Raw genomic sequence first — 25,247 nt, forward strand, 5'->3', positions numbered from 1 at the left:
TAAATTTTTGTAAGGATTTTACTATAAATAAATAAAATTTAGCTTTTTGTAAGTGTATAATATGGTAACATAATACAAAACTATTTTAAGGGAATTTGTGTTTGATATTAGTTTGATAATGCTCGCAGCTGGTGATTCTACAAGGTTTGATTTGAAAGTAAAAAAGCAATTTTTGAGATTAAATCATGATCCTTTATGGCTTTATGTTACAAAAAAATTGAGTTCTTATTATAATTTCAAAAAAATAATTGTTACTTCTAGTAATGCTAAATATATGCAAAAATTTTCTTCAAATTATGAGATTATTCAGGGCGGAAATTCACGTGCACAGTCTTTAAAAAATGCTCTTGAGAAAGTAAATTCTGAATTTGTGATGGTGAGTGATGTTGCAAGGGCTAATATTTCAAAAAAAATGCTTAAAAAATTGATTGAAAACACTCCTAATGCTGATTGCATCACTCCTGCTTTAAAAGTAGTTGATACAAGCATCTTGGAAAATGAAATTTTACAAAGAGAAAAAATAAAACTCATACAAACCCCACAACTTTCGCGTACTAAGCTTTTAAAAAAGGCTTTAGAAAGCGGTGTGGAATTTAGCGATGATAGCACGGCGGTTGCAAGTGTGGGTGGTAAAATTTGGTATATACAAGGCGATGAAAATGCTAGAAAAATCACTTATAAAGAGGATTTAAAAAAAATGAAACTTCCAAAACCTGCGAGTGAAATTTTTTGCGGCAATGGTTTTGATGTGCATGAATTTGGAGAAAATAGGCCTTTGATTTTAGGAGGGATACAAATTCATCCTACTATGGGTTTAAAGGCACATTCTGATGGCGATGTTTTGGCGCATTCTTTAACTGATGCACTTTTGGGTGCTGCGAGTTTAGGTGATATTGGCGAACTTTATCCAGATACGGATATGAAATACAAAAATGCAAATTCTATAGAACTTTTAAAAGAAGCTTATAAAAAGGTGCAAGAAGTAGGTTTTGAGCTTGTAAATGCGGATATTACTGTTATAGCACAAGAGCCAAAGCTTCAAAAATTTAAAGAAGAAATTGCCAAGAAGTTAGCAAAAACTCTAAATATTGAAATGTTTAGAATCAATGTCAAGGCAACTACAACAGAAAAACTCGGATTTATAGGTAGAAAGGAAGGTATAGCAGTAATGAGCAATGTGAATTTGAAATATTTTGATTGGACGGCGATATGAAAGTTTTAATTGTAGAAAACGAAATTTACTTAGCACAAAGCATTAGCATAAAGCTTAGCGATATGGGTTTTAATTGTGAAATTATCTCTTCTGTTAATGATATGAATGCAAATAAACATTACGATGTGATTTTGCTTTCTACCGGAGTACATAACTTTTCTCAAGTTATTGAAGTGCATAAGCAAAGTGTGATTATCTTGCTTATTTCTTATGTGAGTGCTGATACAGTTTCGATGCCTTTAAAAGCTGGAGCAAGTGATTATATCCAAAAGCCTTTTATGATAGAAGAGCTTGTAAGGAAAATCAAACATTATCAACATTATAAAAAACTCGAGATTATTAATAAAACTTATAGTGGTTATATAGAATCTAAACTTAAAACAGTGAAGATTGCAGAATTTGATTATAAGAAAATTAAATTACCGCTTATTTTGCAAGCCAATATTCAAATAAATGCCGATACTTTTGTGTTTAATTATATTAAGGAAAGGGATTTAATTTTATCTTATATCGATTTGTCTAATAATAATTCTTTGGATAAAATTTTTAAATCTTTTAGCGAATACAGTTTGTTTTATTTGACTAATTTTCAAACTTTAAAAGGTAGTGAAAAAGAGAGGGTTTTGGAGTTTATGCAAAAAAAATCAGTGATTTTGCATACAACTTCAGAAGTAGAGGGGGCAAATTTTAATATCATAAACCTTAATGATACAGAAAAAACCTTACACAATAGTGAAATTTTAACTATAGATGAATATGTAAAATATATCATCCATACTTATCAAAATGTTTTTCCTGATACGGATTTGTCTAAAAAATTAGGAATTTCTCGTAAGTCCTTGTGGGAGAAAAGGAAAAAATATGGCATTGTTAAGAAAAAATAAACAAATCACTATACAAAAAAATGAATTTGAAATTCTTTCTTTAATCAAAGAAGGGATGCTTGGAACTTGCACGCATTTAATGAGTGAAGAAGAAAGGGATGAAGTTGCACAAACAGGAAAATTTAGAGGCGAAATTACACCTTATAGTTTAACTTTTTCTCCATTACTAAGTGAAAAAATTATAGAGCAAAGTCGTATTGGTGATGTTTTAGAGTTTGTTTGCGAAGATAAGGTTGTTGGGGAAATTACTTTAAAAAGCAAATTTAAGACTTCAAAAAATGTTAAAGATATTTTTAGCCCAAATACTTGTTCTTTGGATGATTTAGGTAAATTTTGTATTGGAGGAGAATTTGAAATTTATGATTCTCATATTAAAAAAATCAAAGAAGATTTTATAAGAGTGAAAAATAATATCAATGCTCAAAAAATCACAGCCATTGTTTCAAGCTTTGATCCTTTACACAGAGCTCATGAAAGAATGTTTAGATGGACCATTGATAAGGCAGATTTGGTTGTGATATTTTTGATTGAATCTTATGGTGAAAACGGTTTAGAATTTGGTGTGAAGCAAAAATATCTTCAAGATTTTATACAAAAATACTTGCCACCTGATCGCGTTTTTGTTTTTCCGCTAAAAAATATCGATATTTTTCATTCGCATTTAAATCCGGTTTTAGAAAGTGTTATTGCTAAAAGTCTAGGATGTACTAAACTTGTTGTGGGGCAAAATCATACTGGGCTTGGGATGTTTTATTATCACAATCAGCCTCAAACTATTTTAGATGATTTTTCTAAGGAATGTGGCATAGAAATTATTGTTTTGCCTGAATTTGTTTTTTGCGAAGAGTGTAAAATGATAGTGAGCACTAAATCTTGCCCACACGGTCTTCATCATCATATGAAATACAACAGTAATTCTTTAAGAAATTTACTAAGACTTGGTATCATTCCTCCTTCAGTTTTTATGAGAAGGGAAATTTCAACAAGTATTTTGACTCATCTTTTCCCAAATCGTTTTAAAAATATGCAAAAACTTTATAACGATCTTTTTGTGACAAGTGAAATAGTAGAACGCAGAAAAGATGAAGAATTTTACGAGCAGCTTTTAAAAACTTATCAAATGACTTATATGGTGTGATTATGATTAAATTTTATGTAACTTTTTTTTATTCAGGTTGTGTTAAAAAAGCCCCTGGGACTTTTGGAACTCTTGCGGCTTTAATCCCTGCTTTTTTTATTTTAAAATATTTGGGGATTACGACTTTGTTTTTGCTTTCGTTTTTGATTTTTTTTGTATCTATAAAAATCATTGATGAGTATGAAAAACAAAGTGGAATTCATGATGATAAACATGTGGTGATTGATGAAGTTGCTGGAGTTTTTTTAGCTTTAGCAATTTGTGGCAATACGCTTTTTACTTTTATACTTTCTTTTATTTTATTTAGAATTTTTGATATCACAAAACCTTCAATTATAGGAAAAATTGATAAAAAGACTAAAGGTGGTTTAGGTGTAATGCTTGATGATATGCTCGCAGGGGCTTTTGCAGGACTTTTGTGTGCGATTATTTATGGTGTTATGATGAAATTTGATTTTGTGGACTGGGATGTAAGCTTGCAAAATTTGTTTTGATGAAAATTGGCTATTTCTAAAAAAATACTTAAATTAAGCAAATTTTCAATTTTTATTGCTTATAATTAGCACTTTAATTTCAAAAAAGGAAAACTTAAAATGGCAAACCATAAATCTTCTGAAAAAAGAGCAAGACAAACTATCAAAAAAACAGAGAGAAATAGATTTTACAGAACTAGACTTAAAAATATCACAAAAGCAGTTCGCGAAGCAGCACAAAACAATGATAAAGTAGCGGCAACTGAAGCTTTAAAAGTAGCAAATAAAAGTATCCACGCTATGGTAAGTCGTGGTTTTCTTAAAAAACAAACTGCATCTCGTCGCGTGAGTCGTCTCGCTCTTTTAGTTAATAAAATCGCATAATTTTTTTAATAGTTTTTAATGTTAGCTAGCAAATTAGAGCCTTTTTTAAAACGCTTTGAAGAGTTAAATTCTCTTCTTAGTGATACTGATATCATTAATGATATCGGCAAAATGACTACACTTTCAAAAGAACAAAAAAATTTAGAACCCATAGTTTTAAAAGCAAAAGAATATCTAAAAACTTTAGAAGATATAGAAGAAAATAAAATTTTACTTAGCGATGTGGAGCTTGGCGAGCTTGCTAAAGAGGAATTAAAAAATTTAGAAGACTTAAAACCAAAGCTTGAAGAAGAGCTAAAAATTCTACTTTTACCTAAAGATCCTAATGATGAGAAAAATATTTTTCTTGAAATTCGTGCTGGAACGGGTGGTGATGAAGCATCATTGTTTGTTGGTGATCTTGTAAAAGCTTATGCAAGGTATGCTGAAAACCGTGATTATAAACTTGAAATTGTCAGCTCTAGCGAAGGAAGTGTGGGGGGATTTAAAGAAATTATTATGCTAGTAAAGGGCACAGGGGCTTACTCAAGACTTAAATACGAAGGTGGCACTCACCGCGTTCAACGCGTCCCACAAACTGAATCTCAAGGTCGTGTGCATACTTCTGCCATTACTGTTGCTGTGATGCCAGAAGTTGATGATATAGAAATACAAATTAATCCAAACGATCTTAAAATCGATGTCATGCGCTCTTCAGGACACGGTGGGCAAAGTGTTAATACTACCGATTCTGCTGTGAGAATCACTCATATACCTACAGGCATAGTCGTTGTTAATCAAGATGGAAAAAGTCAGCATAAAAATAAAGAAAGCGCGATGAAAGTTTTAAAAGCAAGACTTTTTGAAATGCAAGAAAATGAACGCTTAGCTCAAGAAAGCGAAGCAAGAAAATCTCAAGTAGGAAGCGGAGATAGAAGTGAGCGCATACGCACTTATAATTTCCCGCAAAACCGCATTAGTGATCATCGTATCAATCTCACGCTTTATCGTTTAGATGCCATTATGCAAGATGGGTTGTTTGATGAAATCATCGAGCCTTTAATCGCGCATTATCAAGCCCAGTCTTTGCAAGAGCAAAATTTATAAACTATAATTAGTGCATAAAAATTCAAAAGCTTGGGCGAAATTTAAAGCCTTGCTTTGAAATTTTTTATTAAAAGTTCTTTGTCTTTTTGCGAGTTGTCTTGTGTGTATGATGATTTGTTCGCAAAGCTCCTCTTTTGTGAGCTTGTTTTGCAAAAATTCTTTGCACTCTTTTAATCCTATGGAATTTAAGGCTTTTAAATTTTCATCGTATTTTTCAAAAAGCTCTTTAGCCTCGTCAATCAGCCCATTTTCAAGCATAGAATGCGTTCTTTGGATAATGCGTTTTTCAAGATCAGCTTTTTCCCATGTGATTTCAAAGATATCTAAATTTTTTATCAAAGCTTCTTGTTTGGTTTGTGCTAAAAATTCGCTAGGAATTTGCCCTGTTTTTTCATAAATTCCAAGCCATTTTTTAAGGCGATAGGTATCGTTTTTTTCTATTTTTGCCTTAGGATCAATTTGTTTTAAAAGTCCATAAATTTCATCGTTATTTAAAGGACTTTGGCTAGCATTGATATTTTCGCTTAAACCATCCATTAGGGCTTTGAGATAAAAACTTGTTCCGCCTGTGATGATTAAAGGGCGATGATTTTCTTGGGCGTGAGATTTAGCTTTTTTGTATTCTTCAAAAAACATAGCGATATTAAAATGCTCATCTACATTAAGTAAATTGACTCCAAAATAGCAAAGTTCTTCAAGGGTCTTTGCGTCTGTTTTAGCACTTGCTATATTAATTTGCTTATAAACACACAAGCTATCAAGGCTTAAAATGCAAGCATTGAAATGATAAGCAAGTTTATTGGCAAGTTCTGTTTTTCCGCAAGCTGTAGTTCCAATGAGTGCAAATTCAAAAAACATTAAAAAATATCCTAAATTTAAAATTATTTTAGTAAAATCATAACAAAAATATCTAAAAAAGAGTGAGAATGAATTTGATATATTCGAAAATTAAAGACATTTTAGATTTGATTGTTTTTAAGCATTCTATTTTTGCTTTGCCTTTTTTGTTTACTTCTATGATAGTAGCATCAAAGATTGTAAATGATAGTACTTGGTTTGGTTTTAAGGCTTTGATTTTAGGGGTTATTTGTGCGGTAAGTGCGAGAAATTTTGCTATGGCATTTAATCGTTTTGTTGATGAGGACATTGATAAACCTAATCCGCGTTGTAAAGATAGGCCAAATATTAGCGGAAAAATCGGAAAATTTAGCATTATTGCTTTTATTATTGCCAATGCTTTGATTTTTATTTTAAGCTCTTATTTTATCAATGCTTTGGCTTTTTATCTTTCTTTTCCTATACTTTTTGTTTTGGCTATTTACTCGCTTTTTAAGCGTTTTAGCTCTTTGGCACACTTGGTTTTGGGCTTTTGTCTAGGACTTGCGCCCATTGCAGGAAGTGTGGTTGTGATGGGTGAAATTCACATTTATAGTGTGATTTTGTGTTTGGGAGTGATGTTTTGGACAGCGGGTTTTGATTTACTTTATTCTTTGCAAGATATGGAGTATGATAGATCAGCTGGACTTCACTCTATACCTGCGAAATTTGGGCTTAATGCAACGCTTTTTATCTCTGCTTTTTGTCATCTTTTAGCAGTGCTTTTTTGGCTTTTATTCGTTTGGGTTGCGTCTTTAGGATATATTGCTTTATGTGGCGTGATAATTTCTGGAGTTATTTTGCTTAGCGAACATTTTATTGTCAGAAAGAATTTTGCTAAGATTGATAAGGCATTTTTTACTTTAAATGGCTATTTGAGTATGGTGTTTTTTATTTTTATTTGGGTTGATTTATTATGGAAATGAATTTTTTTACTACGGGCTTAAAGATAGAATTTCAAAAGAGTGATTTGAGTGATTCTGTTTTTTTGCAAGAATATTTAAATTTGAATGCAAATAAAACTTTAGCAAAATGGAAAAAATTATCTTCAAGAACAGATTTTAGTGAGGGAGAGCGTTTGGTTTTTGATTTATTGCTTGAACTTAAGAGTGATATTGTTAGTCTTAAGCAAAGTAATGAAGAAAAATCTTTACTTGAATTAGGGCAAAAAGGCTTTATTTGTGCGATGAATTTTGAATGCTTGAAATTTAGTGAAGAGCTTTTGGAGAGTGGGAGTGAGTATTATGCGAGATTTGATTTAAATTCTCAAAAAATTGCTGTATTTTTAAAAGCTTTAGATGCTAATACTGCAAAGATCATTAAGATTAAAAGTGATGATGAAAGTGTGTATTCTGCTTTTGTTGTTGAAATTCAAAGGGATATGATAAAAAATTTAAAGGGAAAAGATGAGCAATGATGTGTTTTTTTTGATTGTTGTTGTGGTTGTTTTGGCGATTATGCTTGTTTTTATTTATGTTAAAGATAAAGAAAGTATGTGCAGGATTGAGCAACTTGAAAAAATTGTTGAAGATTTGTCTAAACAAGAGCATTTTTTGCGCAAGGAGTTGGAAGGTAAAAGCGGTTTGCAAGATTATGATATTGTGCTTTTAAAAGAAGAATTAAAAATCATGCTTGAAAAAGAAATAAATGCCAAAATCGCACCTGTTTTAAGTTCTTTAAAAAATGTTGAGTATATCATTGAAGAATTTCAAAACGAACAGCAAAATCGTATTTTAAATTTAGAACAAAAGACACAAAATATTAGCAAATTAAGTCCAAGCTATGAAAATGAAGAGCAAAAAATTATTGAGCTTTTTAAAGAGGGTAAGAGTGTGGAGCAAATCGCTAAGGATTTGCGTATCGGGATTGGAAGTGTTGAACTTGCCCTTAAATTTAAACAATTATTAAATTAGGATTTTTATGCTCATTGATCAATATGGTCGGAAAATAGACTATCTTCGCATTTCTGTTACTCAAAGATGTAATTTCCGTTGTTTATATTGTATGCCAAAAATTCCTTTTGAATACATACCTAAAGAAAATTTACTTAGTTTTGAAGAGCTTTTTTTGTTTGTTAAGGTGGCAATCGATGGTGGCATTAATAAAATTCGCATTACTGGTGGCGAGCCTTTAGTTAGAAATGAATTGTATAAATTTATTAAAATGATTTATGATTATAATAATAAAATTGATCTAGCCTTAACTACAAATGGTTTTTTATTAGAAGATCAAGCTCAGGAGCTTTTTGATGCAGGCTTAAAACGTATTAATATTTCTTTAGATACTTTAGATGCGAAAAAAGCAAAAAAAATCGCACAAAAAGAAGTGTTAGAACAAGTAATTAAAGGCATTAAAAAGGCTATTGCTATAGGTTTTAAGGTTAAGCTTAATACTGTTGCTTTAAAGGGTATTAATGATGATGAGCTTTTAAAACTTTTAGAATTTGCTAAAGACTTAAATATCCAAATTCGCTTTATTGAATTTATGGAAAATACACACGCCTATGGGAAACTACAAGGCTTGAAAAAAGATGAGATCATTAAAATTTTGAGTCAAAAATACTCCATCAATCTTATACAAAAAACCCAAAATGCGCCGGTAAGTTTGTATAGGGCTGATGATTATGAATTTGGCATCATCGATCCGCATAGTGATGAGTTTTGTAAAAGTTGTAACCGAATTCGCTTGAGTGCAGAAGGTTTGCTTATACCTTGCTTATATTATGAGGAGGCTTTAAGCATTAAAAAAGCAGTAAGAAATAAAGACATCAAAGCGGCAGCTGAGGTTTTAAAAAAAGTTTTAGAAAATAAACCAGAAAAAAACAAATGGGGCATAGTAGATAATGAAACTTCACCTCGTGCTTTTTATCAAACAGGAGGCTAAAATTTGGAGCTAGTGGAAAGTTTTTTAAGCATACAAGGTGAAGGTAAGTATGCTGGTAGATTGGCTGTTTTTATGCGTTTTGCGGGTTGTAATTTTAATTGTGTTGGTTTTGGTGTTAAGCAAGAAAAAAACGGTCAAAAACTTATAGGTTGTGATACAATCAGAGCAGTTTGGACTAAAGAATTTGCCAAAGAATATAAAAATTTAAACGCCAAGGAATTATTTGCCAGAGTGCTTGAGCTAAAACAAAAATCAAATCCCATAGTCGTTATCACAGGCGGTGAGCCGCTTTTGCATTATAAAAAGGCTGAATTTATAGCTTTTATTGAGGCTTTATTGAGTGAGAATTTGGAGGTGCATTTTGAAAGTAATGCTAGTATTGAAATTGATTTTAAACAATATCCAATTTATAAAAAATGTGTTTTTGCCTTGGGTGTGAAACTTGAAAATAGCGGTGTTTCTAGGGAAAAGAGGCTTAATTTTAAAGCCTTAAAAGCTTTTAAGGAGCACGCAAAAGATAGTTTTTATAAATTTGTTTTAGATGCTAAAAATTTAGAACAAGAAAAAGAAGAAATTTTAGAGATTATAAAAGAAGCACCCAATGAAATTTTTTGTATGCCTATGGGGGCGAATTTTGATGAACTTGCAAGTAATGCTTTGGGCGTTGCGGATTTTTGTATAAAAAATAGTTTTAACTACACTGATCGTTTGCATATTAGACTTTGGAATGATAAAGAAAAGGTTTAAACTCATAATAAATTTAGATTTGCGGCGTAATTTTTGATAGGGTTGAAATTCCAAAAATAACTTTTTGCATTGAGTGTATTATAATTTTAACTTTATTTAAGGAGTATTTAAATAAACATTTTACAATTTAAAAAATTTTAAGGAAGAAATTTGATTATACGGAAGTTATTTGAATTTGAAAATGCGCATATTGTTAGATTTTGCAGTTCTAAAAGATGCAAAACAAGCATACATGGACATTCTTATAAGGTTGAAATTTTGCTTGAAAGCAAGTATTTAGATAATGCGGGTATGGTTTATGATTTTGGATTATTAAAAGATGAGATCAAACAAATTGTTGATAGCTTTGATCACACTATTACCCTATTTAAAGATGATGATAAGGAATATTTAGCACAGATGAAAAAGCATTCTAGTCGCTGGATTTCTTTGCCTGTAAATGTCAGTGCTGAGAATTTTTGCCGTATTTTTTTTATACTTATTGATACCTTGCTTAAAAAAACCATAATGGTTAATGGAGAAAAGGGTGTGAGTTTAAAATCTATCATTGTTCATGAAACAAGAACAGGCTACGCACAGGCTTTTGCAGAAGATGCTTATAGTGAGTTGATGCCTAAAATTTCATTAGATGATATAGAATTTTCACAAGGAGTAATAGCAGAATGGAAAGACGCAAATTTCTTTGAGAAATTAAAATCAGATTATGAATTTATCAATAAAAAGGAAGTGTGATGAGATATTTTCTAGGAATTTTTTTAATATTTTTATTCAGCGCTTGCACGCAAAATGATAATGTAAGTAAAAATAAAGCCAACGATGAGGAAGTAGTGCAAATCGAGCAAAATGATGAAAAAACCGAGTTGAATGAAAACAATTTGCCTTTACCTATAGAAGATGATATCAATCAAAGTTTGCAAGGTTTGGAATAATGCAAGCACAGGAATTTTTTATTGCTTTGCATGTTTATAGTCTGTATGCGAGTGGTTTTTTAATGGCGTTGTATCTTATGCTTACCCAAGATCGTTTAACGAGCGAATTTGTTTTTATTAAACGCATTCGTTTGTTTTTGCCAATTTATTATTTATTTTTAGCTGTAGTGTTATTTACGGGTTCTTTACTGTTGGCTTTGAAATTTTTTCAAATGAATGCTTATTATTGGTCTATGATTTTTTCATGGTGTGTTATTTTATTTTTGGCTATTTTTCATTTCAAGCAGTTTAAGACAGCTAGGCGCTTAAGAAGATATGCTAAATTTAGAAAAATCAGTTTTTTTGTAATTTTTGTTGAAATTTTCCTTTTGTTTTTTCCTACTTTATTGAAAAATTATTTTTAAAATGCAATTTTTATACCATCAAGATGCCAAAAATTTAGAGCTTTTAATTGAAAATGAGGCTTTTTTACATCTTAAAGCAAGACGCGTTAAAGTTGGACAAGAGCTTTTTTTGAGAAATTTAAAAGACGAGTTTTTATACGGCTATGAAATTATAGAAATAGGCAGAAATTTTTGCAAATTGCATTTAAAAAGTCACTCACAAACTTATGAACAAAAATACCCATTTAGTATAGCTTTGGCTGTGATTGATACGAAAATTTTAGAAAAAACTTTGCCTTTTTTGAATGAGCTTGGTGTTGGAAAATTAATATTGGTTTATGCGGAGTTTTCACAAAAAAATTTCAAGCTTGATTTAAAGCGTTATGAGAGAATTTTGATTAATTCTTGTGAACAATGCGGACGCACGCATTTAATGGAATTTGAAATTTTTAAAGACATAAAAAGCTTTTGCCAAAAATATCAAAATGTGATTTTGTTAGATTTTGAAGGACAAAATTTGCAAGAGATTAAAGAGCCAAAAGAAAAGATTTTTTTCATAGGCCCTGAAGGAGGATTTTCACAGGCAGAACGTCGATGCTTTACGCAAAAAGTAAGGCTTGAATGTCAAAATATTTTAAAATCACAAACAGCTTTAATAGCCTTGAGCGCAAAAATTTTAATTTAACTAAAAATTAGCTTAAATTAAAGTTATTTTTATTTTAATTTATTATAATTACTTCTTATTTTTTTCTAACAATTACTAAGGAAAATTCAATGAAAAAAGACATACATCCAGAATATGTAGAATGCAAAGTAAGTTGTGCTTGCGGCAACACTTTCACAACAAAGTCTAATAAAAATGAGTTAAGAGTAGATATTTGCTCTAATTGCCATCCTTTTTTCACAGGCAGTGAAAAAATCGTAGATGCGGCAGGTCGTGTAGAGAAATTTAAGAAAAAATACGCAATGCAATAATGCTTTATTTTATTCCTACTCCTATAGGAAATTTAAGCGATATTTCTTTTCGTACTTTAGAGCTTTTAAAGACTTGCGAAATTTTAATTTGCGAAGATACAAGAGTTGCTAAGTCTTTAATTGCTTTGTTAAATTCTAAATACAAACTTCAAATTCAACCCAAAACTTATCTTTCTTTTCATACTCATAATGAAAAAGAATTTTTTGCAAGAGTAGATATTGATTTTTTTAATCAAGATATTATATTTATGAGCGATGCAGGAATGCCTGGTATTAGCGATCCAGGACAATCTTTAATACAATTTGCTTGGGAAAATCAAATTCCTTATGAGGTTTTACCTGGTGCAAATGCGGCTTTACTTGCTATCGTAAGCTCAAGCTTTTGTAAAAAAGAATTTATTTTTATGGGTTTTTTACCAAATACAGGCAGACAAAGACAAAAAGATTTAGAAAAAGTATTGAAAAATCCTTATCCAAGTGTGATTTATGAGTCTCCTAAACGTATTTTAGATCTTATAGAAAGTATTGCAAAATTAGAACCTCAAAGAGAAATTTTTGCCATTAAAGAGGCGACTAAAAAATTTGAAAAAAAATTCAAAAATACCGCACAAAATTTAGTTACAGAACTTAAAAATCATAATTTAAATGGCGAGTGGGTTGTTGTGATAAAAGAAAATGGGGAAGAATTCACTCAAGGAGCTTTATGTGAGAGTGATATTTTAGAACTTGAGTTACCATTAAAGACAAAAAGTAAATTATTAGCCAAATTAAGTGGAAAAAATGCAAAAGAAATATATCAAAAACTACATTTAAGTAAATTTTAGATATTATTTTTCAATGGTAGTTTATGGCAAACAAATATTTTTTTATATTTTAAAAAATCACAAAGAATTAGTCAATGAGCTTTATCTTGCTAAAGAGTGCGATAAAGAGAGTTTTAGGTTAATTGCGAATTCGGGATTTAAGGTTAAAAGACTTGATTTTAAAACTGCGCAAGCTTATGCAAAGGGTGGAAATCATCAAGGCTTTTTAATGGATATAAAAGATTATGAATTTGCATGCTTTTCTAAGGTAAAATCCGCTCAATTTATCGTCATACTTTACGGTTTAAGTGATGTTGGAAATATAGGAGCCATAGCAAGAACGGCTTATGCTTTGGGTGTTGATGCTTTGATTTATATTGGTGAAAATTTGGCAATGGAAGGAGTGATACGCACAAGTAGTGGTGCGGCGCTTGATTTACCTATAGTTGCAACTAAAGATATTTCAAGTGTTTTAAATGAGTTAAAACAGCAAGGTTTTTATCTATACGCTAGCGATGGCAGCGGAAAAGACATACACACGGTAAAAATAAAGGAAAAAAAGGCTTTAATTTTAGGAAGTGAAGGTTTTGGTATAGCACCAAAGATAGTAAAAAAATGCGATGAATGTGTGGGTATTACAATGAAAAATAGTTTTGATAGCCTTAATGTAAGCGCCGCATTTGCAATACTTTGTGATAGGATGGTTAATGGATAATTTTAACAAAATACAAAATTTGGATTTAAAAGAAGCGGTTCGAAGAACTCAAATTGAATATGATTTTTTAGAAGCATTGGTACAGAAAGATTTTGCAACTTTGCAACGATTTAATGTCAGAGGCTTTTTAAAAATTTTAAGCAAAGAATACGACATTGATTTTACTGAATTTATGGAAGAATTCGATGCTTATTTGGAAGAAAATGCATCAAATTTAAAGCCAGCGAGCAAAACCATTATCATTCCTAAACTTGATGCGTATGCGAGTAAAAATTCCGGTCTTTGGCAGTGGTTTATAGGATTTATTATTGTTGGTGTAATAGGCGGTGGGGTGTATTATTATGATGTGATTTCTTTGATTAGCAATAAAGCGGGTATTGCAAATTCCGAAGAAAGTACTCCTTTGCAAAATGGTGTTGTTGTGGTAGATAATCAATCAATCCAAAAAGATATGCAAGAAAATGATAATGCTCTTGTTTTGGCGGAAAATGCAGAGGATAATCTCATTGAACAAAATGCAAGTAAAGAACAGGAGCAAGTTTTGGAAAATAATACTTCTGCGCCGACTTTGTTTGCACAAAATACGGATCAGAATATTGAAAATAATATAAGTCAAGAAGATGTAAATATTCAAGAAGAGCTCGTAAAACCAAAATTTAGTGAAGCCCAATTTGCAAGCTCGGATAAAATTTGGGTGGGATTTATAGATATAAAAACCCTTAAAAAAACTTCCCTTGTAAAAAATAAAAAATTTAGTGTCAATCTTGTTAATGGCGGAGATAGATTGATGGTCATTGGAACTAATGCCATTACAATGATTGATGAAAATGGCAATGAATTTAAGTATCCTGCAGGAAAGCTAAAGCGCTTTATTATCCGTGATAATACCATAAGAAATATAGATTTAGCTGAGTTTGCAAAATATAATAAGGGCAAGGGATGGTAAGATTTTTTTTTATTATTGTATTTTTATCAAATCAACTTTTGGCATTAACAGCACTTGAACTTGCAGAGCATATGGTAGATGATGTAAGCAAACAAAATAAATTAAGAGCTTTATTTGATAATAAAAATTATCAAGATTCAAATGGAAATTTAGATATTGATAAAATCACAAGAACGCTTAAGATTAATTCTTTGATTGATTTTGCTTTAAAAGAACCAGCTACAATGCGAATTTCTTTTAAAGCAAAAACTGAGGGAATACTTTTTTTTAAGATTGTTAACGATGCTTTAAATAATTCAGGTTTTATTTATTTTACTCCCATTGATTTAAGTTTAAGAGACGGCAATATTTTTTATCAGATAGAAGTGCAATCTCAGTATATTCTTGATTCTGGAAGTTTTTATAATCTTTTAAAACAAAATTCTGTTTTTATTGAAGATGTTCAAAAAGTGGGAGCTTTTGATTACGAATATACTCTAGATTTTTCAAAAGCTTTTTTAAAACCTAATGTGAATGTGCCTTTAAATGAAGAGGTTGTTTTAGAGAAACCTTTAAGAGATTATATTGTTTTGTTGCAAGGTGCAAAAAGTATAGAAATTACCTCAAATTCTATGGATGTATGGTTTGCAAAAATTATATTTTTGGATCAAAATTTAAATTTAATTCGTGCGGTTCAAAGCTCTACGAAAAGTGATAAATTTAAAGATTTTATTCCCAGCGGTGCAGTTTATGCTATTATAGGCGATATATTTACTCTTGATAATATACGCAGAGGTTTAACTATTTATCTAAAAAAGTGAGACAAAATGTTTGAAGAAATTCATTTTAATACCATAGAAAGACTTCCAAATTATGTTTTTGCAGAAGTAAATGCAATCAAAATGGCAGCAAGAAGAGCTGGAGCAGATATCATCGATTTTTCTATGGGAAATCCTGATGGCAAAACACCACAACACATCATTGATAAGCTTTGTGAAAGTGCAAACAAAGACAAGACTTCGGGCTATTCAACTTCTATGGGAATTTATAAACTCCGTTTAGCCATTTGTAATTGGTATAAAAGAAAATATGGCGTGAATTTAGATCCAGATAGCGAAGTGGTAGCTACTATGGGTTCTAAGGAAGGCTTTGTAAATTTAGCAAGAGCGATTATTAATCCTGGTGATGTTGCTATAGTACCAACTCCTGCTTATCCTATCCACACTCAAGCTTTTATCATTGCAGGGGGAAATGTAGCTAAAATGCCTTTAATTTATAATGAAAAATTTGAGCTTGATGAAAATCAATTTTTTGAAGATTTAAATAGAACTTTACATGAAAGCATTCCGCGTCCAAAATATGTAGTGGTAAATTTTCCACACAATCCTACCACTGTGACTTGCGAAAAAAGCTTTTATGAAAGACTTGTTGCAACTGCTAAAAAAGAAAGATTTTATATTATTTCAGATATTGCTTATGCAGATCTTACTTATGATGAGTATAAAACTCCATCTATTTTAGAAGTAGAAGGCGCAAAAGATGTAGCGGTAGAAACTTACACTCTTTCAAAATCTTATAATATGGCAGGTTGGCGTGTGGGTTTTGTTGTGGGCAATAAACGCTTAGTGGCTGCACTTAAGAAGATAAAATCATGGTTTGATTATGGTATGTATACACCTATACAAGTAGCTGCTACTATAGCTTTAGATGGGGATCAAAAATGTGTTGATGAAATTAGGGCTACTTATGATAAAAGAATGCATATTTTACTTGAAGCCTTTGAAAATGCTGGTTGGAAGCTTTCAAAACCAAGGGCAAGTATGTTTGTGTGGGCAAGATTACCTGAAAGTAAAATGCATTTAAAGAGTTTAGAATTTTCAAAACAACTCTTGCAAAGTGCAAGTGTGGCAGTAAGCCCTGGTATTGGTTTTGGTGAAGCGGGTGATGAGTATGTAAGGATAGCTTTAATAGAAAATGAAAATCGTATCCGACAAGCTGCAAGAAATATTAAAAAATATTTAAAAGAAGAATAAATGAGAGTAGCAATTTTAGGTTATGGAGTTGTAGGAAGTGCAGTTGTAGAAATTTTACTTAAAAATCAAGAGCTTATTAAAGCAAGGTGTAATGAAGAAATAATCCCTGTTGTAGCTTTAGCAAGAAGTACTAAAAAAAATGCTTTAATACCTGTGGTAAATGATATAGAAGAAATTTTAAACCGCGATGATATTGATGTTTTTGTAGAGCTTATGGGTGGTATTGAAACACCTTTGAAATTAATTAGCGAAATTCTACAAAGAAAAAAAGCAGTAGTTACTGCCAATAAAGCTTTGCTTGCTTATCATAGAGAAGAGCTAGAAAAATTAGCCCAAAATACAGCTTTTGGTTATGAGGCTAGTGTTGCAGGTGGAATTCCTATTATAAAAATTTTAAAAGAAGGGTTAAGTGCAAATAATATTTTTTGCATTAAAGGAATTTTAAATGGAACTAGCAATTATATTTTAACCCAAATGAGTAAAGGGGGTATTGATTTTAATTCTGTGCTAAAAAAAGCACAAGAATTAGGCTATGCAGAAGCTGATCCTACTTTTGACATTGAAGGGCAAGATGCAGCACATAAGCTTTTAATCTTGGCTAATATTGCTTATGGTTTGCGTGCAAAACCTGAAGATATTTTAATAGAAGGTATTAGCAAAGTGAGTGATGAGGATATTTATTTTGCTAATGAATTTGAATACACGATTAAACATTTGGGTATTGCAAAAATTAAAGATGATAAAGTAGAACTTCGCGTGCATCCTGCGATGACGAGTCGTGATAAAATGCTTGCCAAAGTAGATGGCGTGATGAATGCTATTAGTATTTATGGAGATGTTTTAGGCGAAAGTTTGTATTATGGAGCAGGAGCGGGTGGCAAGGCTACTGCAAGTGCAGTGATAGCGGATTTAATAGACATAGCTAGAAAAGAAAAAAATTCTGCTATTTTTGGCTACTTAAATGATACTAAATATAAGCTTTTGCCAAAAGAAGAAAGCTATACAAAATATTATTTAAGACTAAAAGTAGAAGACAAAATCGGGGTTTTGTCTAAAATTACTCAAATGATGAGTGAGCATGAAATTTCTATTGATAGCTTTTTGCAAAAACCTAAAAAAGAGCAGGAAAATTCCGCAGTGTTATTTTTTGTAACACATCAAACTTATGAAAAAAATATACAAATTTTAATGCAAAAACTTAAAGAACAAGAATTTGTAAAAGATGATGTTTTTATGATAAGAATCGAAGATTAATGGGTTTAGCTGAATATCTTTTTGGCATGAAGGCAGAAGATAGAGCTTGTAAATTTTTAAAAAAGCAAGGCTATAAAATTATAGAACGCAATTTTCATTCTAAATTTGGTGAAATAGATATCATTGCTAAAAAGAATGAAATTTTGCATTTTATAGAAGTAAAAAGTACTGCAGGAGATTATGAAGTCGCTGAACGCTTGAATGCTAAAAAATATGAAAAGATTTTAAAGACTATTGAATTTTATACGCTCAAAAAAGGAATTTGCAACGATTTTCAACTTGATCTCATTTGTATTAAAAATGATGTGATAGAATTTGCTGAAAATATCAGTTTTTAAGCTAATATTTTTTTTATTTGATTAAAATAGCAAATAAAAATTTAAGGAGAAAATTATGGGAAAATATATTGAGTTAACTTCTGAGAATTTTGCAGAAGCAAAAGAAGGTGTAGCATTGGTTGATTTTTGGGCACCATGGTGCGGACCTTGTAGAATGCTTGCTCCAGTTATTGATGAGCTTGCAAATGATTTTGATGGAAAGGCAAAAATTTGCAAAGTAAACACCGATGAACAAGGCGATTTGGCTGCAGAATTTGGTGTTCGTTCTATTCCTACGCTTATTTTCTTTAAAAATGGTGAAGTGGTAGATCAACTTGTGGGTGCACAATCAAAACAAGCAATTAGCGATAAACTCAATTCTTTATTATAATTTTAAGCCACTTTTTGTGGCTTTTTCTGACTTTAATCTTCTTTTTTATCAAATAATAATTTTTATTAACTACTATTAAGAATAATTTGTATATCATTATCAATAAAAATCAAAAATAAAGGAAAAACAATGTTAGATGTAGCAATTATAGGTGGAGGTCCTGCTGGACTTAGTGCTGGACTTTATGCCACAAGAGGTGGACTTAAAAATGTAGTGATGTTTGAAAAAGGTATGCCAGGAGGTCAAATTACTTCAAGTTCTGAAATCGAAAATTATCCAGGTGTAGCACAAGTTATGGATGGAATTTCTTTTATGGCACCTTGGAGTGAGCAATGCATGCGTTTTGGCTTAAAGCACGAAATGGTAGGCGTGGAACAAGTTAGTAAAAATGCTGATGGAACTTTTACTATAAAGCTTGAAGGTGGTAAAAGTGAGCTTGCGAAAGCAGTGATTGTTTGTACAGGTTCTGCACCAAAAAGAGCAGGTTTTAAAGGTGAAGATGAATTTTTTGGTAAAGGTGTGAGTACTTGTGCGACTTGTGATGGATTTTTTTATAAAAATAAAGAAGTGGCGGTTTTAGGTGGTGGCGATACGGCTTTAGAAGAAGCTTTGTATCTAGCAAATATTTGTTCTAAAGTTTATTTGATTCACCGCAGAGATGAATTTAGAGCTGCACCATCAACCGTTGGAAAAGTAAAGAAAAATGAAAAAATTGAGCTTATTACTAGTGCTAGCGTTGATGAGGTATATGGCGATAAAATGGGTGTTACGGGTGTAAAAGTAAAACTAAAAGATGGTAGCATTAGGGATTTAAATGTGCCTGGGATTTTCACTTTTGTAGGCTTGAATGTAAGGAATGAAATTTTAAAGCAAGATGATGGAAGCTTTTTGTGTGGTATGGAAGAAGGCGGACAAGTAAGTGTAAATCTTAAAATGCAAACAAGTGTTGCAGGGCTTTTTGCGGCAGGAGATCTTAGAAAAGACGCCCCAAAACAAGTTATTTGCGCAGCAGGAGATGGAGCAGTAGCGGCACTTAGTGCTATGGCTTATATAGAAAGCTTGCATTAATCTTTTAGATTTGCTTTTGACTGAAATTTGTTTTTGATTAAATTTTAAAAGCAAATTTTAGCTATAATCTTTGTTTTATTAAAAAATGGAGATTATAGTTATGTCTTTGTTAAAAATTTATGGAGTTATTCCTTTTTTAATTGTTGGTTTTATTAATGCCTTTGTAGATTTGGGGCATAAAATCATTATCCAAAATACTATATATAAAATTTACACAGGTCCTGAACAATTATTTTTAATTTCAATCGTTAATGCTCTAATGATACTTCCTTTCATTATGGTGCTTTCCCCTTCTGGCTTTTTGGCTGATAAATTTCCAAAAAATTCTGTGATGAAAATTTCAGCTTGGTTTTCAGTTGCTTTAACTTGTATTATTTGTATTTGTTATTTTCTTGGGGCTTTTTGGCTCGCTTTTGTTATGACTTTTATTATGGGAGTGCAGTCTGCAATTTACTCTCCTGCTAAATATGGTTATATTAAAGAATTAGTTGGAAAAGATTTGCTTGCTTTAGGAAATGGTGCAATTTCAGCTGTTAGTATAGTGGCTATTTTAGCCGGTATGAGCGTATTTTCTTTTAGTTTTGAGTTACTTTATGATCCAAATTTAAGTGATCAAAATGCTGTGTTGAGACAAATTGCCCCTTTGGGATTTTTGTTGATTTTATTTGCTGGTTTTGAGCTTTTTATGGCGTATCGTTTGCCTAAATTAAAAGAAACTTTAGATATTAAATTTGATAAAGACAGATATTTAAAAGGGCAGTATTTAAAGGAAAATATCAAACTTATTACTAAGGATAAAATTATTTGGCTTTGTGTAGTAGGTATCGCACTTTTTTGGTCTATTTCCCAGCTTTATTTAGTAGCTTTTCCTAATTTTACAAAAAGTATTTTGCTAGAAGAGAATACTTTTTTTGTGCAAATTACAATGGCTTGTTCTGGAATTGGCGTTATTTTTGGCTCTTTAATTGCTGGGCGTTTTTCTAAAAATTATATCGAACTAGGTCTTATTCCATTTGGAGCTTTAGGTGTCTTTCTTGCAACTTTTTTAACTCCTCATTTTGAAAGCTTGTATATTCATTCTATCATTTTCTTTTTCTTTGGTTTGTGTGGAGCATTTTTTATCATTCCTTTAAATTCTTTAATGCAATTTTATGCCAAAGAAAATGACTTAGGAAAAATTCTAGCAGGCAATAATTTCATACAAAATGTCAGCATGTTGGTGTTTTTAATTTTTGCAACTTTATGTGCGTATTTTGAATTAAGGGTTGAAAATTTATTTTATTTTATTATGTTGGTAAGTTTTTTTGGTGCTTGTTATGTGGTATTTAAATTGCCTTTTTCTTTGGTGCGCTTATTGGTAAGTTTTGCATTTTTTCAAAGATATGATTTATTGGTAGAAGGGTTTAAAAATGTGCCTGAAAAAGGTGGAGTTTTATTGCTTGGAAATCATGTTTCATTTATAGATTGGGCTATAGTACAAATGGCTATGCCTAGAAAAGTGCATTTTGTAATGGAGCGTAGCATTTATTCAAAATGGTATATACGCATTTTTTTAGATCGTTTTGGGGTTATTCCCGTGTCAAGTGGGGCAAGTAAAGGTGCTTTTGAGCTTGTGTCTAGTTATCTTAAAAAGGGTGAAGTGGTTTGTCTTTTCCCAGAAGGTGTGCTTTCAAGACACGGACATTTAAATGAATTTAAAGCAGGTTTTGAGCATATTGGTAAGATGCTAGAAGAAAGTGAAAGCGTGATTTTGCCTTTTTATATCCGCGGTCTTTGGGGTAGTAGTTTTTCAAGAAGTGATGAGGAATTTTCTGCAAGACATAGAAGTTTAAGTAAGAGAAATATTGCTATTGTGTTTGGAAAAATTATGAGTATTCATTCAACTAAAGAAGAGGTTAAAAGCAAGGTTTTTGAGCTTTCTTTTAAAGCGTGGGAATCTCAATGTCTTGCGATGCAAACCATTGCTAGGGTTTGGATTGATAATGCGAAGAGAAATCTTTCTCGCATTGCTATCATTGATACTATCACAGGCAGTATGACTTATAGAAGGCTTTTGGCACTTACTTTAATGCTTTCTTTAGAAATTAAGAAAAATACACAAAAATTTGATATTAAACCCAAACAAGGAGCTTATGCTCCACCACAAGAGTGTGTAGGGATTTTATTGCCTGCTTCAATGGCGAGCTCAATGTGTAATCTTGCCACACTCATTGCGCAAAAAATCGTTGTAAATTTAAATTTCACAGCAGGAAATAAGGCCTTAAACGCGGCAATTGAAAATGCAGGCATTAAGCAAATTTATACTTCAAGAAAATTCCTTGAAAAACTTAACAATAAAGGCGTTTACTTTGAATTTGGCACGGATATAAATTGGGTTTATATGGAAGATATTGTTGCGGAATTTAAAGCTAAAAAATTAAAAATTTTAAGCTTTTTGGCTATGGCGAGTTTTTTGCCATCTTTTGCATTAAAAAGTATTTTTTCTCCACAAAATAATAATCTCGCAGTTGCAGCTATACTCTTTAGCAGCGGAAGTGAGGGACAGCCAAAAGGTGTGATGTTAAATCATAGAAATATTTTAAGTAATATCTCTCAAATTTCTGATGTGCTTTGTACAAAAGATGACGATGTTATGCTTTCATCTTTACCGCCATTCCATGCTTTTGGTTTAAGCGTAACAACTTTTTTACCGCTTCTAGATTCTATTATTAGCGTGACTTTTGCAGATCCAACCGATGCTTTGGGCGTTGCAAAGGCTGTAGCTAAAAATAATATTACGATTATGTGTGGAACTTCTACTTTTCTTGGAATTTATGCAAGAAATAAAAAACTTGATGCTTTGATGTTTGAAAGCTTGCGTGTTGTTGTTAGTGGCGCTGAAAAACTTAAGAGTGAGGTAAGAACAGCTTTTGAGATGAAATTTCATAAAAGAATTTATGAGGGTTATGGGGCGACTGAAACGACTCCAGTGGCCAGTGTGAATTTACCAAATAAATTTGATGTGGATTATTGGGTTTGTCATAGAGGTACTAAAGAAGGAAGTGTGGGAATGCCTTTGCCTGGAACGGCTGTAAGGATTGTTGATCCTAATACTTTAGAAACTTTAAAAAACAACGAAGACGGTTTGATTTTGGTTGGCGGACATCAAGTTATGGTGGGTTATCTTAATGATAAAGAGAAAACCGATGAGGTTATTGTTGATATTGATGATATTCGTTGGTATAAAACCGGCGATAAAGGGCATTTAGATGATGATGGATTTTTATATATTGTTGATCGATATTCTCGTTTTGCTAAAATCGGTGGAGAAATGATTTCTTTAGGGGCTTTGGAAGAAGAAATTGCCAAAAACCTTTCTGGAAAGGATATAAAATTCTGTGCTGTAGCTTTAGAAGAAGAAAAGAAAGGCGAGATGATAGTTTTATTGCTTGAATGCAATGAAAATGAGCATGAAGAGCTTTGCGCACAGATAAAAACTTCTGCTATGCCAGCAATTTTTAAACCGAGTCATTATTTAAGTGTTGAAAAAATTCCACTTCTTGGTTCTGGGAAAGTGGATTTAAAAGGTGCAAAAGAATTAGCTAGAGAACTTCTTGGAGCATAAAATCTGCTCCATTTTTTTGCACAATATCTTTTAATCTTGAAGAAATATCTTCTAAATTCATTGCCAAAATTGCTTTTAAAACAGCATTTTCATTTTTGGCTTGTTCTTGGGTGAAAATTTGACACAAAGCTTTATCTTGTAAAAATTTCGCATTGAAGTATTGATGATTTTTTGCCGCGTAAGCAAAAGGGATAAAAAGTGCAGGTAAGGTGTTAGCGCAAAGTTCAAAAAGCGTGCTAGCACCAGCTCTTGAGATAGCTAAATCTGCCTTTTGCATTTTTAATTCCAAGTGATTATCAAAGGCAAAAAGATCTACTTGTATGTTTAATTTTTCATACTCTTTTTTGCAAAGCTCATAATCATTTTTACCACATTGATGAATGATGCTAATGCCTTTTGCGTTAAGTTCACAGGCGAGTTTTAATGCAAGTTGATTGATAAAATTTGCACCCTGTGAGCCACCTAAAAATATAATGCTTTTAAGCTCACTTCGTTTTCTAGCACTGTTAAAAAATTTTTCATCCACAGGATAAGGACAAAATGTATTTTCAAAAGCACTGAAAAATTTTTTGCTAAAAGGCTTGAGTAAAGAATTTAAACTGCCTTTTTTTGAATTTTGCTCGTGGATAAAAAGTGGAGTGCGAGAAAAAATCGCACCAAAAGCTGCAGGAGCGCTACTGTATCCGCCTACGCTAAAAACCGCTTGGATATTGTGTTGTCTAAGAATTTTCTTGCATTCAAAACTTAGTTTTAGGATATGGATAAAAGATTTTAATTTTCCAAATCCTTTTTTATTCACAACACCGCTACTGGATAAAAAATATTTTGCCTCAAATTTATCTTCATTTTCAAACCAAGCCTTATCTTGTCCATTTTGACTGCCTATGTAAATGCATTCTAAATTTCTTTTTTTTGCACTTTCTAGTATGCATTTAGCTATGCTTAAATGTCCGCCTGTTCCACCGCCTGTGATTGCTATTTTCATAATTTAACCTTTTTTGAAATCATTAATACATATCCAAGTCCTATACAAATGGCCCACATTGAACTTCCTCCATAACTTAAAAGTGGTACCGCAACACCTTTAAGCGGAGTCAGAGAAATGATGCCAAAAGCATTCATAAAAAATGAGAATAAAAGCAAAAGTGCAATTCCGGAGCAAAAGATGAAGTGAATTTTACTTTCGCAACGCCCAGCTATTTTAAAAATTCTTAAAATCATCCATAAATACAAAAAGCAAACAAAGCTTAGTCCTACTAAGCCTATCTCTTCAGTAATGCCTGAAAGAACGAAGTCTGTATGCACTTCACTTAAAAAACCTAATTTAAAAATTCCAAGTCCCAAACCTTCGCCAAAAATTCCCCCATGTGCTATAGCATTTAAGGAGTGCGAAATTTGATAGGGTTCAGAATTTGCACTCACTCTTAATGCATTGGCTATCCAGTCAGGAAAAAGTGGCAAGAAAGCATCTTGTATATTTCCCCACCAACTTGTGATGCGTTGAATTCTTCTTTGGTTGCTAAAAATAACTAAAATTCCAATCATTGCAATAATGACAAGCCCAAAGGCAAATAATCTTTTACTCGCTCCTGCAAAAAAAGCCAAAGCTAAAATGATGAAAAATGAAATTACGCTCTGTCCTAAGTCATTTTGAGTCATGTAAATATAGCCTATCAATAAAGTCGCAACGATACAATAAGGCAATAAAATCAAAATTTCGTGCTTAATGGCTTTTTTACTATCATCAATGCGTCTTGTGTAACTCCAAGCTAAAAAATAAATGAGTCCAATTTTAAAAAATTCAACCGGAGAAATTGAAATAGGCCCAAGTCTTATCCAGCGTTTTGCACCACCACTTGCTGTAGCAAGAGAAGAAGGTAAAAAAGGCAAGATAATGATACAAATTACCGAAAATATCAGTAAAAAAGTGATGGGTTTATAAGAATTGGGATTATTAGGATTTAATTTTGAAATGAAAAACATAATTAAAATTCCACTCACTCCAAAAAAAAGTTGCCTTATAAAAAAATGAAATTCGCCGTATTCAAAATAAAGTACAGTAAAAGCCGTAAGAGAATAGGAAAAAACAATACCTATAGCAATTAATGTTGAAGCGATATAAAACAATTTTTTATCAGCCAAAATGTCCCTCATTTTTATAAAATA

Annotated in this window: 29 protein-coding genes; 26 read left to right on the forward strand and 3 right to left on the reverse strand. The window is 31.6% G+C overall.

What is annotated here, in order from left to right:
- Window positions 1-97: 97 nt before the first annotated feature.
- From ELQ16_RS03675 to prfA, 6 genes are all read left to right on the forward strand, one after another.
- Window positions 98-1,213, forward strand: a complete 1,116-nt coding sequence (locus ELQ16_RS03675; RefSeq protein ID WP_134238226.1) for a bifunctional 2-C-methyl-D-erythritol 4-phosphate cytidylyltransferase/2-C-methyl-D-erythritol 2,4-cyclodiphosphate synthase — start codon at window positions 98-100, stop codon at window positions 1,211-1,213.
- A complete protein-coding gene (locus tag ELQ16_RS03680; protein WP_134238227.1) occupies window positions 1,210-2,097 on the forward strand; it encodes a response regulator in 888 nt (295 codons plus the stop codon). The genes ELQ16_RS03675 and ELQ16_RS03680 overlap by 4 nt, the downstream gene beginning before the upstream one ends.
- Entirely contained in the window at window positions 2,075-3,235 is a 1,161-nt protein-coding gene (locus ELQ16_RS03685; protein ID WP_134238228.1) for a sulfate adenylyltransferase, read from the forward strand. The genes ELQ16_RS03680 and ELQ16_RS03685 overlap by 23 nt, the downstream gene beginning before the upstream one ends.
- Window positions 3,236-3,237: 2 nt before the next feature.
- The gene (locus ELQ16_RS03690; protein WP_134238229.1) at window positions 3,238-3,729 is read left to right on the forward strand and encodes a phosphatidylglycerophosphatase A; all 492 of its coding nucleotides are present in this window, start codon (window positions 3,238-3,240) and stop codon (window positions 3,727-3,729) included.
- Window positions 3,730-3,828: 99 nt separating this feature from the next.
- Entirely contained in the window at window positions 3,829-4,092 is a 264-nt protein-coding gene (gene rpsT, locus ELQ16_RS03695) for a 30S ribosomal protein S20 (protein ID WP_134238230.1), read from the forward strand.
- Between the two features lie 18 nt (window positions 4,093-4,110).
- Window positions 4,111-5,178 (forward strand): peptide chain release factor 1, encoded by a 1,068-nt coding sequence (gene prfA, locus ELQ16_RS03700; protein ID WP_134238231.1) that lies wholly within the window; start codon window positions 4,111-4,113, stop codon window positions 5,176-5,178.
- On the opposite strand, the gene miaA is transcribed toward prfA, so the two are convergent.
- Window positions 5,173-6,036, reverse strand: a complete 864-nt coding sequence (gene miaA, locus ELQ16_RS03705) for a tRNA (adenosine(37)-N6)-dimethylallyltransferase MiaA (RefSeq protein ID WP_134238232.1) — start codon at window positions 6,034-6,036, stop codon at window positions 5,173-5,175. The genes prfA and miaA overlap by 6 nt on opposite strands.
- 68 nt (window positions 6,037-6,104) lie before the next feature.
- Between miaA and mqnP the strand changes: the two genes are divergently transcribed.
- From mqnP to ELQ16_RS03805, 20 genes are all read left to right on the forward strand, one after another.
- Window positions 6,105-6,980, forward strand: a complete 876-nt coding sequence (gene mqnP / locus ELQ16_RS03710; protein ID WP_134238233.1) for a menaquinone biosynthesis prenyltransferase MqnP — start codon at window positions 6,105-6,107, stop codon at window positions 6,978-6,980.
- Entirely contained in the window at window positions 6,977-7,471 is a 495-nt protein-coding gene (locus ELQ16_RS03715) for a hypothetical protein (protein ID WP_243832582.1), read from the forward strand. Before mqnP ends, ELQ16_RS03715 begins: the two co-directional genes overlap by 4 nt.
- Window positions 7,461-7,967, forward strand: coding sequence for a DUF6115 domain-containing protein (locus ELQ16_RS03720; RefSeq protein WP_134238235.1), 507 nt, complete (start codon window positions 7,461-7,463; stop codon window positions 7,965-7,967). Before ELQ16_RS03715 ends, ELQ16_RS03720 begins: the two co-directional genes overlap by 11 nt.
- Window positions 7,968-7,974: 7 nt before the next feature.
- The gene (moaA, locus tag ELQ16_RS03725; protein WP_134238236.1) at window positions 7,975-8,937 is read left to right on the forward strand and encodes a GTP 3',8-cyclase MoaA; all 963 of its coding nucleotides are present in this window, start codon (window positions 7,975-7,977) and stop codon (window positions 8,935-8,937) included.
- Between the two features lie 3 nt (window positions 8,938-8,940).
- Window positions 8,941-9,684 carry a 7-carboxy-7-deazaguanine synthase QueE gene (locus ELQ16_RS03730; protein WP_134238237.1) on the forward strand — a complete coding sequence of 248 codons (744 nt, stop codon included), beginning with the start codon at window positions 8,941-8,943 and terminating at the stop codon, window positions 9,682-9,684.
- Window positions 9,685-9,834: 150 nt separating this feature from the next.
- On the forward strand, window positions 9,835-10,416 hold the full coding sequence (locus ELQ16_RS03735; RefSeq protein ID WP_134238238.1) for a 6-carboxytetrahydropterin synthase: 582 nt from the start codon (window positions 9,835-9,837) through the stop codon (window positions 10,414-10,416).
- A complete protein-coding gene (locus ELQ16_RS03740; protein ID WP_134238239.1) occupies window positions 10,416-10,613 on the forward strand; it encodes a cytochrome C in 198 nt (65 codons plus the stop codon). The genes ELQ16_RS03735 and ELQ16_RS03740 overlap by 1 nt, the downstream gene beginning before the upstream one ends.
- Complete coding sequence (locus ELQ16_RS03745; RefSeq protein WP_134238240.1) at window positions 10,610-11,017, forward strand: hypothetical protein; 408 nt, start codon at window positions 10,610-10,612, stop codon at window positions 11,015-11,017. Before ELQ16_RS03740 ends, ELQ16_RS03745 begins: the two co-directional genes overlap by 4 nt.
- 1 nt (window position 11,018) lies before the next feature.
- Window positions 11,019-11,681 carry a 16S rRNA (uracil(1498)-N(3))-methyltransferase gene (locus tag ELQ16_RS03750; protein WP_134238241.1) on the forward strand — a complete coding sequence of 221 codons (663 nt, stop codon included), beginning with the start codon at window positions 11,019-11,021 and terminating at the stop codon, window positions 11,679-11,681.
- An 89-nt stretch (window positions 11,682-11,770) separates the two neighbouring features.
- On the forward strand, window positions 11,771-11,971 hold the full coding sequence (gene rpmE / locus ELQ16_RS03755) for a 50S ribosomal protein L31 (protein WP_134238242.1): 201 nt from the start codon (window positions 11,771-11,773) through the stop codon (window positions 11,969-11,971).
- Window positions 11,971-12,795, forward strand: a complete 825-nt coding sequence (gene rsmI, locus ELQ16_RS03760) for a 16S rRNA (cytidine(1402)-2'-O)-methyltransferase (protein WP_134238243.1) — start codon at window positions 11,971-11,973, stop codon at window positions 12,793-12,795. Before rpmE ends, rsmI begins: the two co-directional genes overlap by 1 nt.
- 13 nt (window positions 12,796-12,808) lie before the next feature.
- Window positions 12,809-13,489 carry a 23S rRNA (guanosine(2251)-2'-O)-methyltransferase RlmB gene (gene rlmB, locus ELQ16_RS03765; RefSeq protein WP_134238244.1) on the forward strand — a complete coding sequence of 227 codons (681 nt, stop codon included), beginning with the start codon at window positions 12,809-12,811 and terminating at the stop codon, window positions 13,487-13,489.
- Window positions 13,482-14,435, forward strand: a complete 954-nt coding sequence (locus tag ELQ16_RS03770) for a hypothetical protein (RefSeq protein ID WP_134238245.1) — start codon at window positions 13,482-13,484, stop codon at window positions 14,433-14,435. The genes rlmB and ELQ16_RS03770 overlap by 8 nt, the downstream gene beginning before the upstream one ends.
- Window positions 14,429-15,235 (forward strand): hypothetical protein, encoded by an 807-nt coding sequence (locus ELQ16_RS03775; RefSeq protein ID WP_134238246.1) that lies wholly within the window; start codon window positions 14,429-14,431, stop codon window positions 15,233-15,235. The genes ELQ16_RS03770 and ELQ16_RS03775 overlap by 7 nt, the downstream gene beginning before the upstream one ends.
- Window positions 15,236-15,241: 6 nt before the next feature.
- Complete coding sequence (locus ELQ16_RS03780) at window positions 15,242-16,447, forward strand: LL-diaminopimelate aminotransferase (RefSeq protein ID WP_134238247.1); 1,206 nt, start codon at window positions 15,242-15,244, stop codon at window positions 16,445-16,447.
- The gene (locus tag ELQ16_RS03785) at window positions 16,448-17,701 is read left to right on the forward strand and encodes a homoserine dehydrogenase (RefSeq protein ID WP_134238248.1); all 1,254 of its coding nucleotides are present in this window, start codon (window positions 16,448-16,450) and stop codon (window positions 17,699-17,701) included.
- Complete coding sequence (locus ELQ16_RS03790; RefSeq protein WP_134238249.1) at window positions 17,701-18,039, forward strand: YraN family protein; 339 nt, start codon at window positions 17,701-17,703, stop codon at window positions 18,037-18,039. The genes ELQ16_RS03785 and ELQ16_RS03790 overlap by 1 nt, the downstream gene beginning before the upstream one ends.
- A 55-nt stretch (window positions 18,040-18,094) precedes the next feature.
- Window positions 18,095-18,409: a thioredoxin gene (gene trxA / locus ELQ16_RS03795; RefSeq protein WP_134238250.1), complete on the forward strand. Its 315-nt coding sequence runs from the start codon at window positions 18,095-18,097 to the stop codon at window positions 18,407-18,409.
- Window positions 18,410-18,538: 129 nt separating this feature from the next.
- Window positions 18,539-19,477, forward strand: a complete 939-nt coding sequence (gene trxB / locus ELQ16_RS03800) for a thioredoxin-disulfide reductase (protein WP_134238251.1) — start codon at window positions 18,539-18,541, stop codon at window positions 19,475-19,477.
- Window positions 19,478-19,577: 100 nt separating this feature from the next.
- Window positions 19,578-23,081 (forward strand): acyl-[ACP]--phospholipid O-acyltransferase, encoded by a 3,504-nt coding sequence (locus ELQ16_RS03805; RefSeq protein ID WP_407919960.1) that lies wholly within the window; start codon window positions 19,578-19,580, stop codon window positions 23,079-23,081.
- On the opposite strand, the gene murG is transcribed toward ELQ16_RS03805, so the two are convergent.
- Both murG and ftsW read right to left on the reverse strand, forming a co-directional pair.
- The gene (murG, locus tag ELQ16_RS03810) at window positions 23,059-24,066 is read right to left on the reverse strand and encodes an undecaprenyldiphospho-muramoylpentapeptide beta-N-acetylglucosaminyltransferase (protein ID WP_134238253.1); all 1,008 of its coding nucleotides are present in this window, start codon (window positions 24,064-24,066) and stop codon (window positions 23,059-23,061) included. The two genes, ELQ16_RS03805 and murG, sit on opposite strands and share 23 nt — an antisense overlap.
- Window positions 24,063-25,226, reverse strand: a complete 1,164-nt coding sequence (ftsW, locus tag ELQ16_RS03815; RefSeq protein ID WP_134238361.1) for a putative lipid II flippase FtsW — start codon at window positions 25,224-25,226, stop codon at window positions 24,063-24,065. Before ftsW ends, murG begins: the two co-directional genes overlap by 4 nt.
- Window positions 25,227-25,247: the final 21 nt, after the last annotated feature.

Origin of the sequence: Campylobacter sp. US33a (assembly GCF_004378855.1) — a bacterium.
Lineage (GTDB): Bacteria > Campylobacterota > Campylobacteria > Campylobacterales > Campylobacteraceae > Campylobacter_D.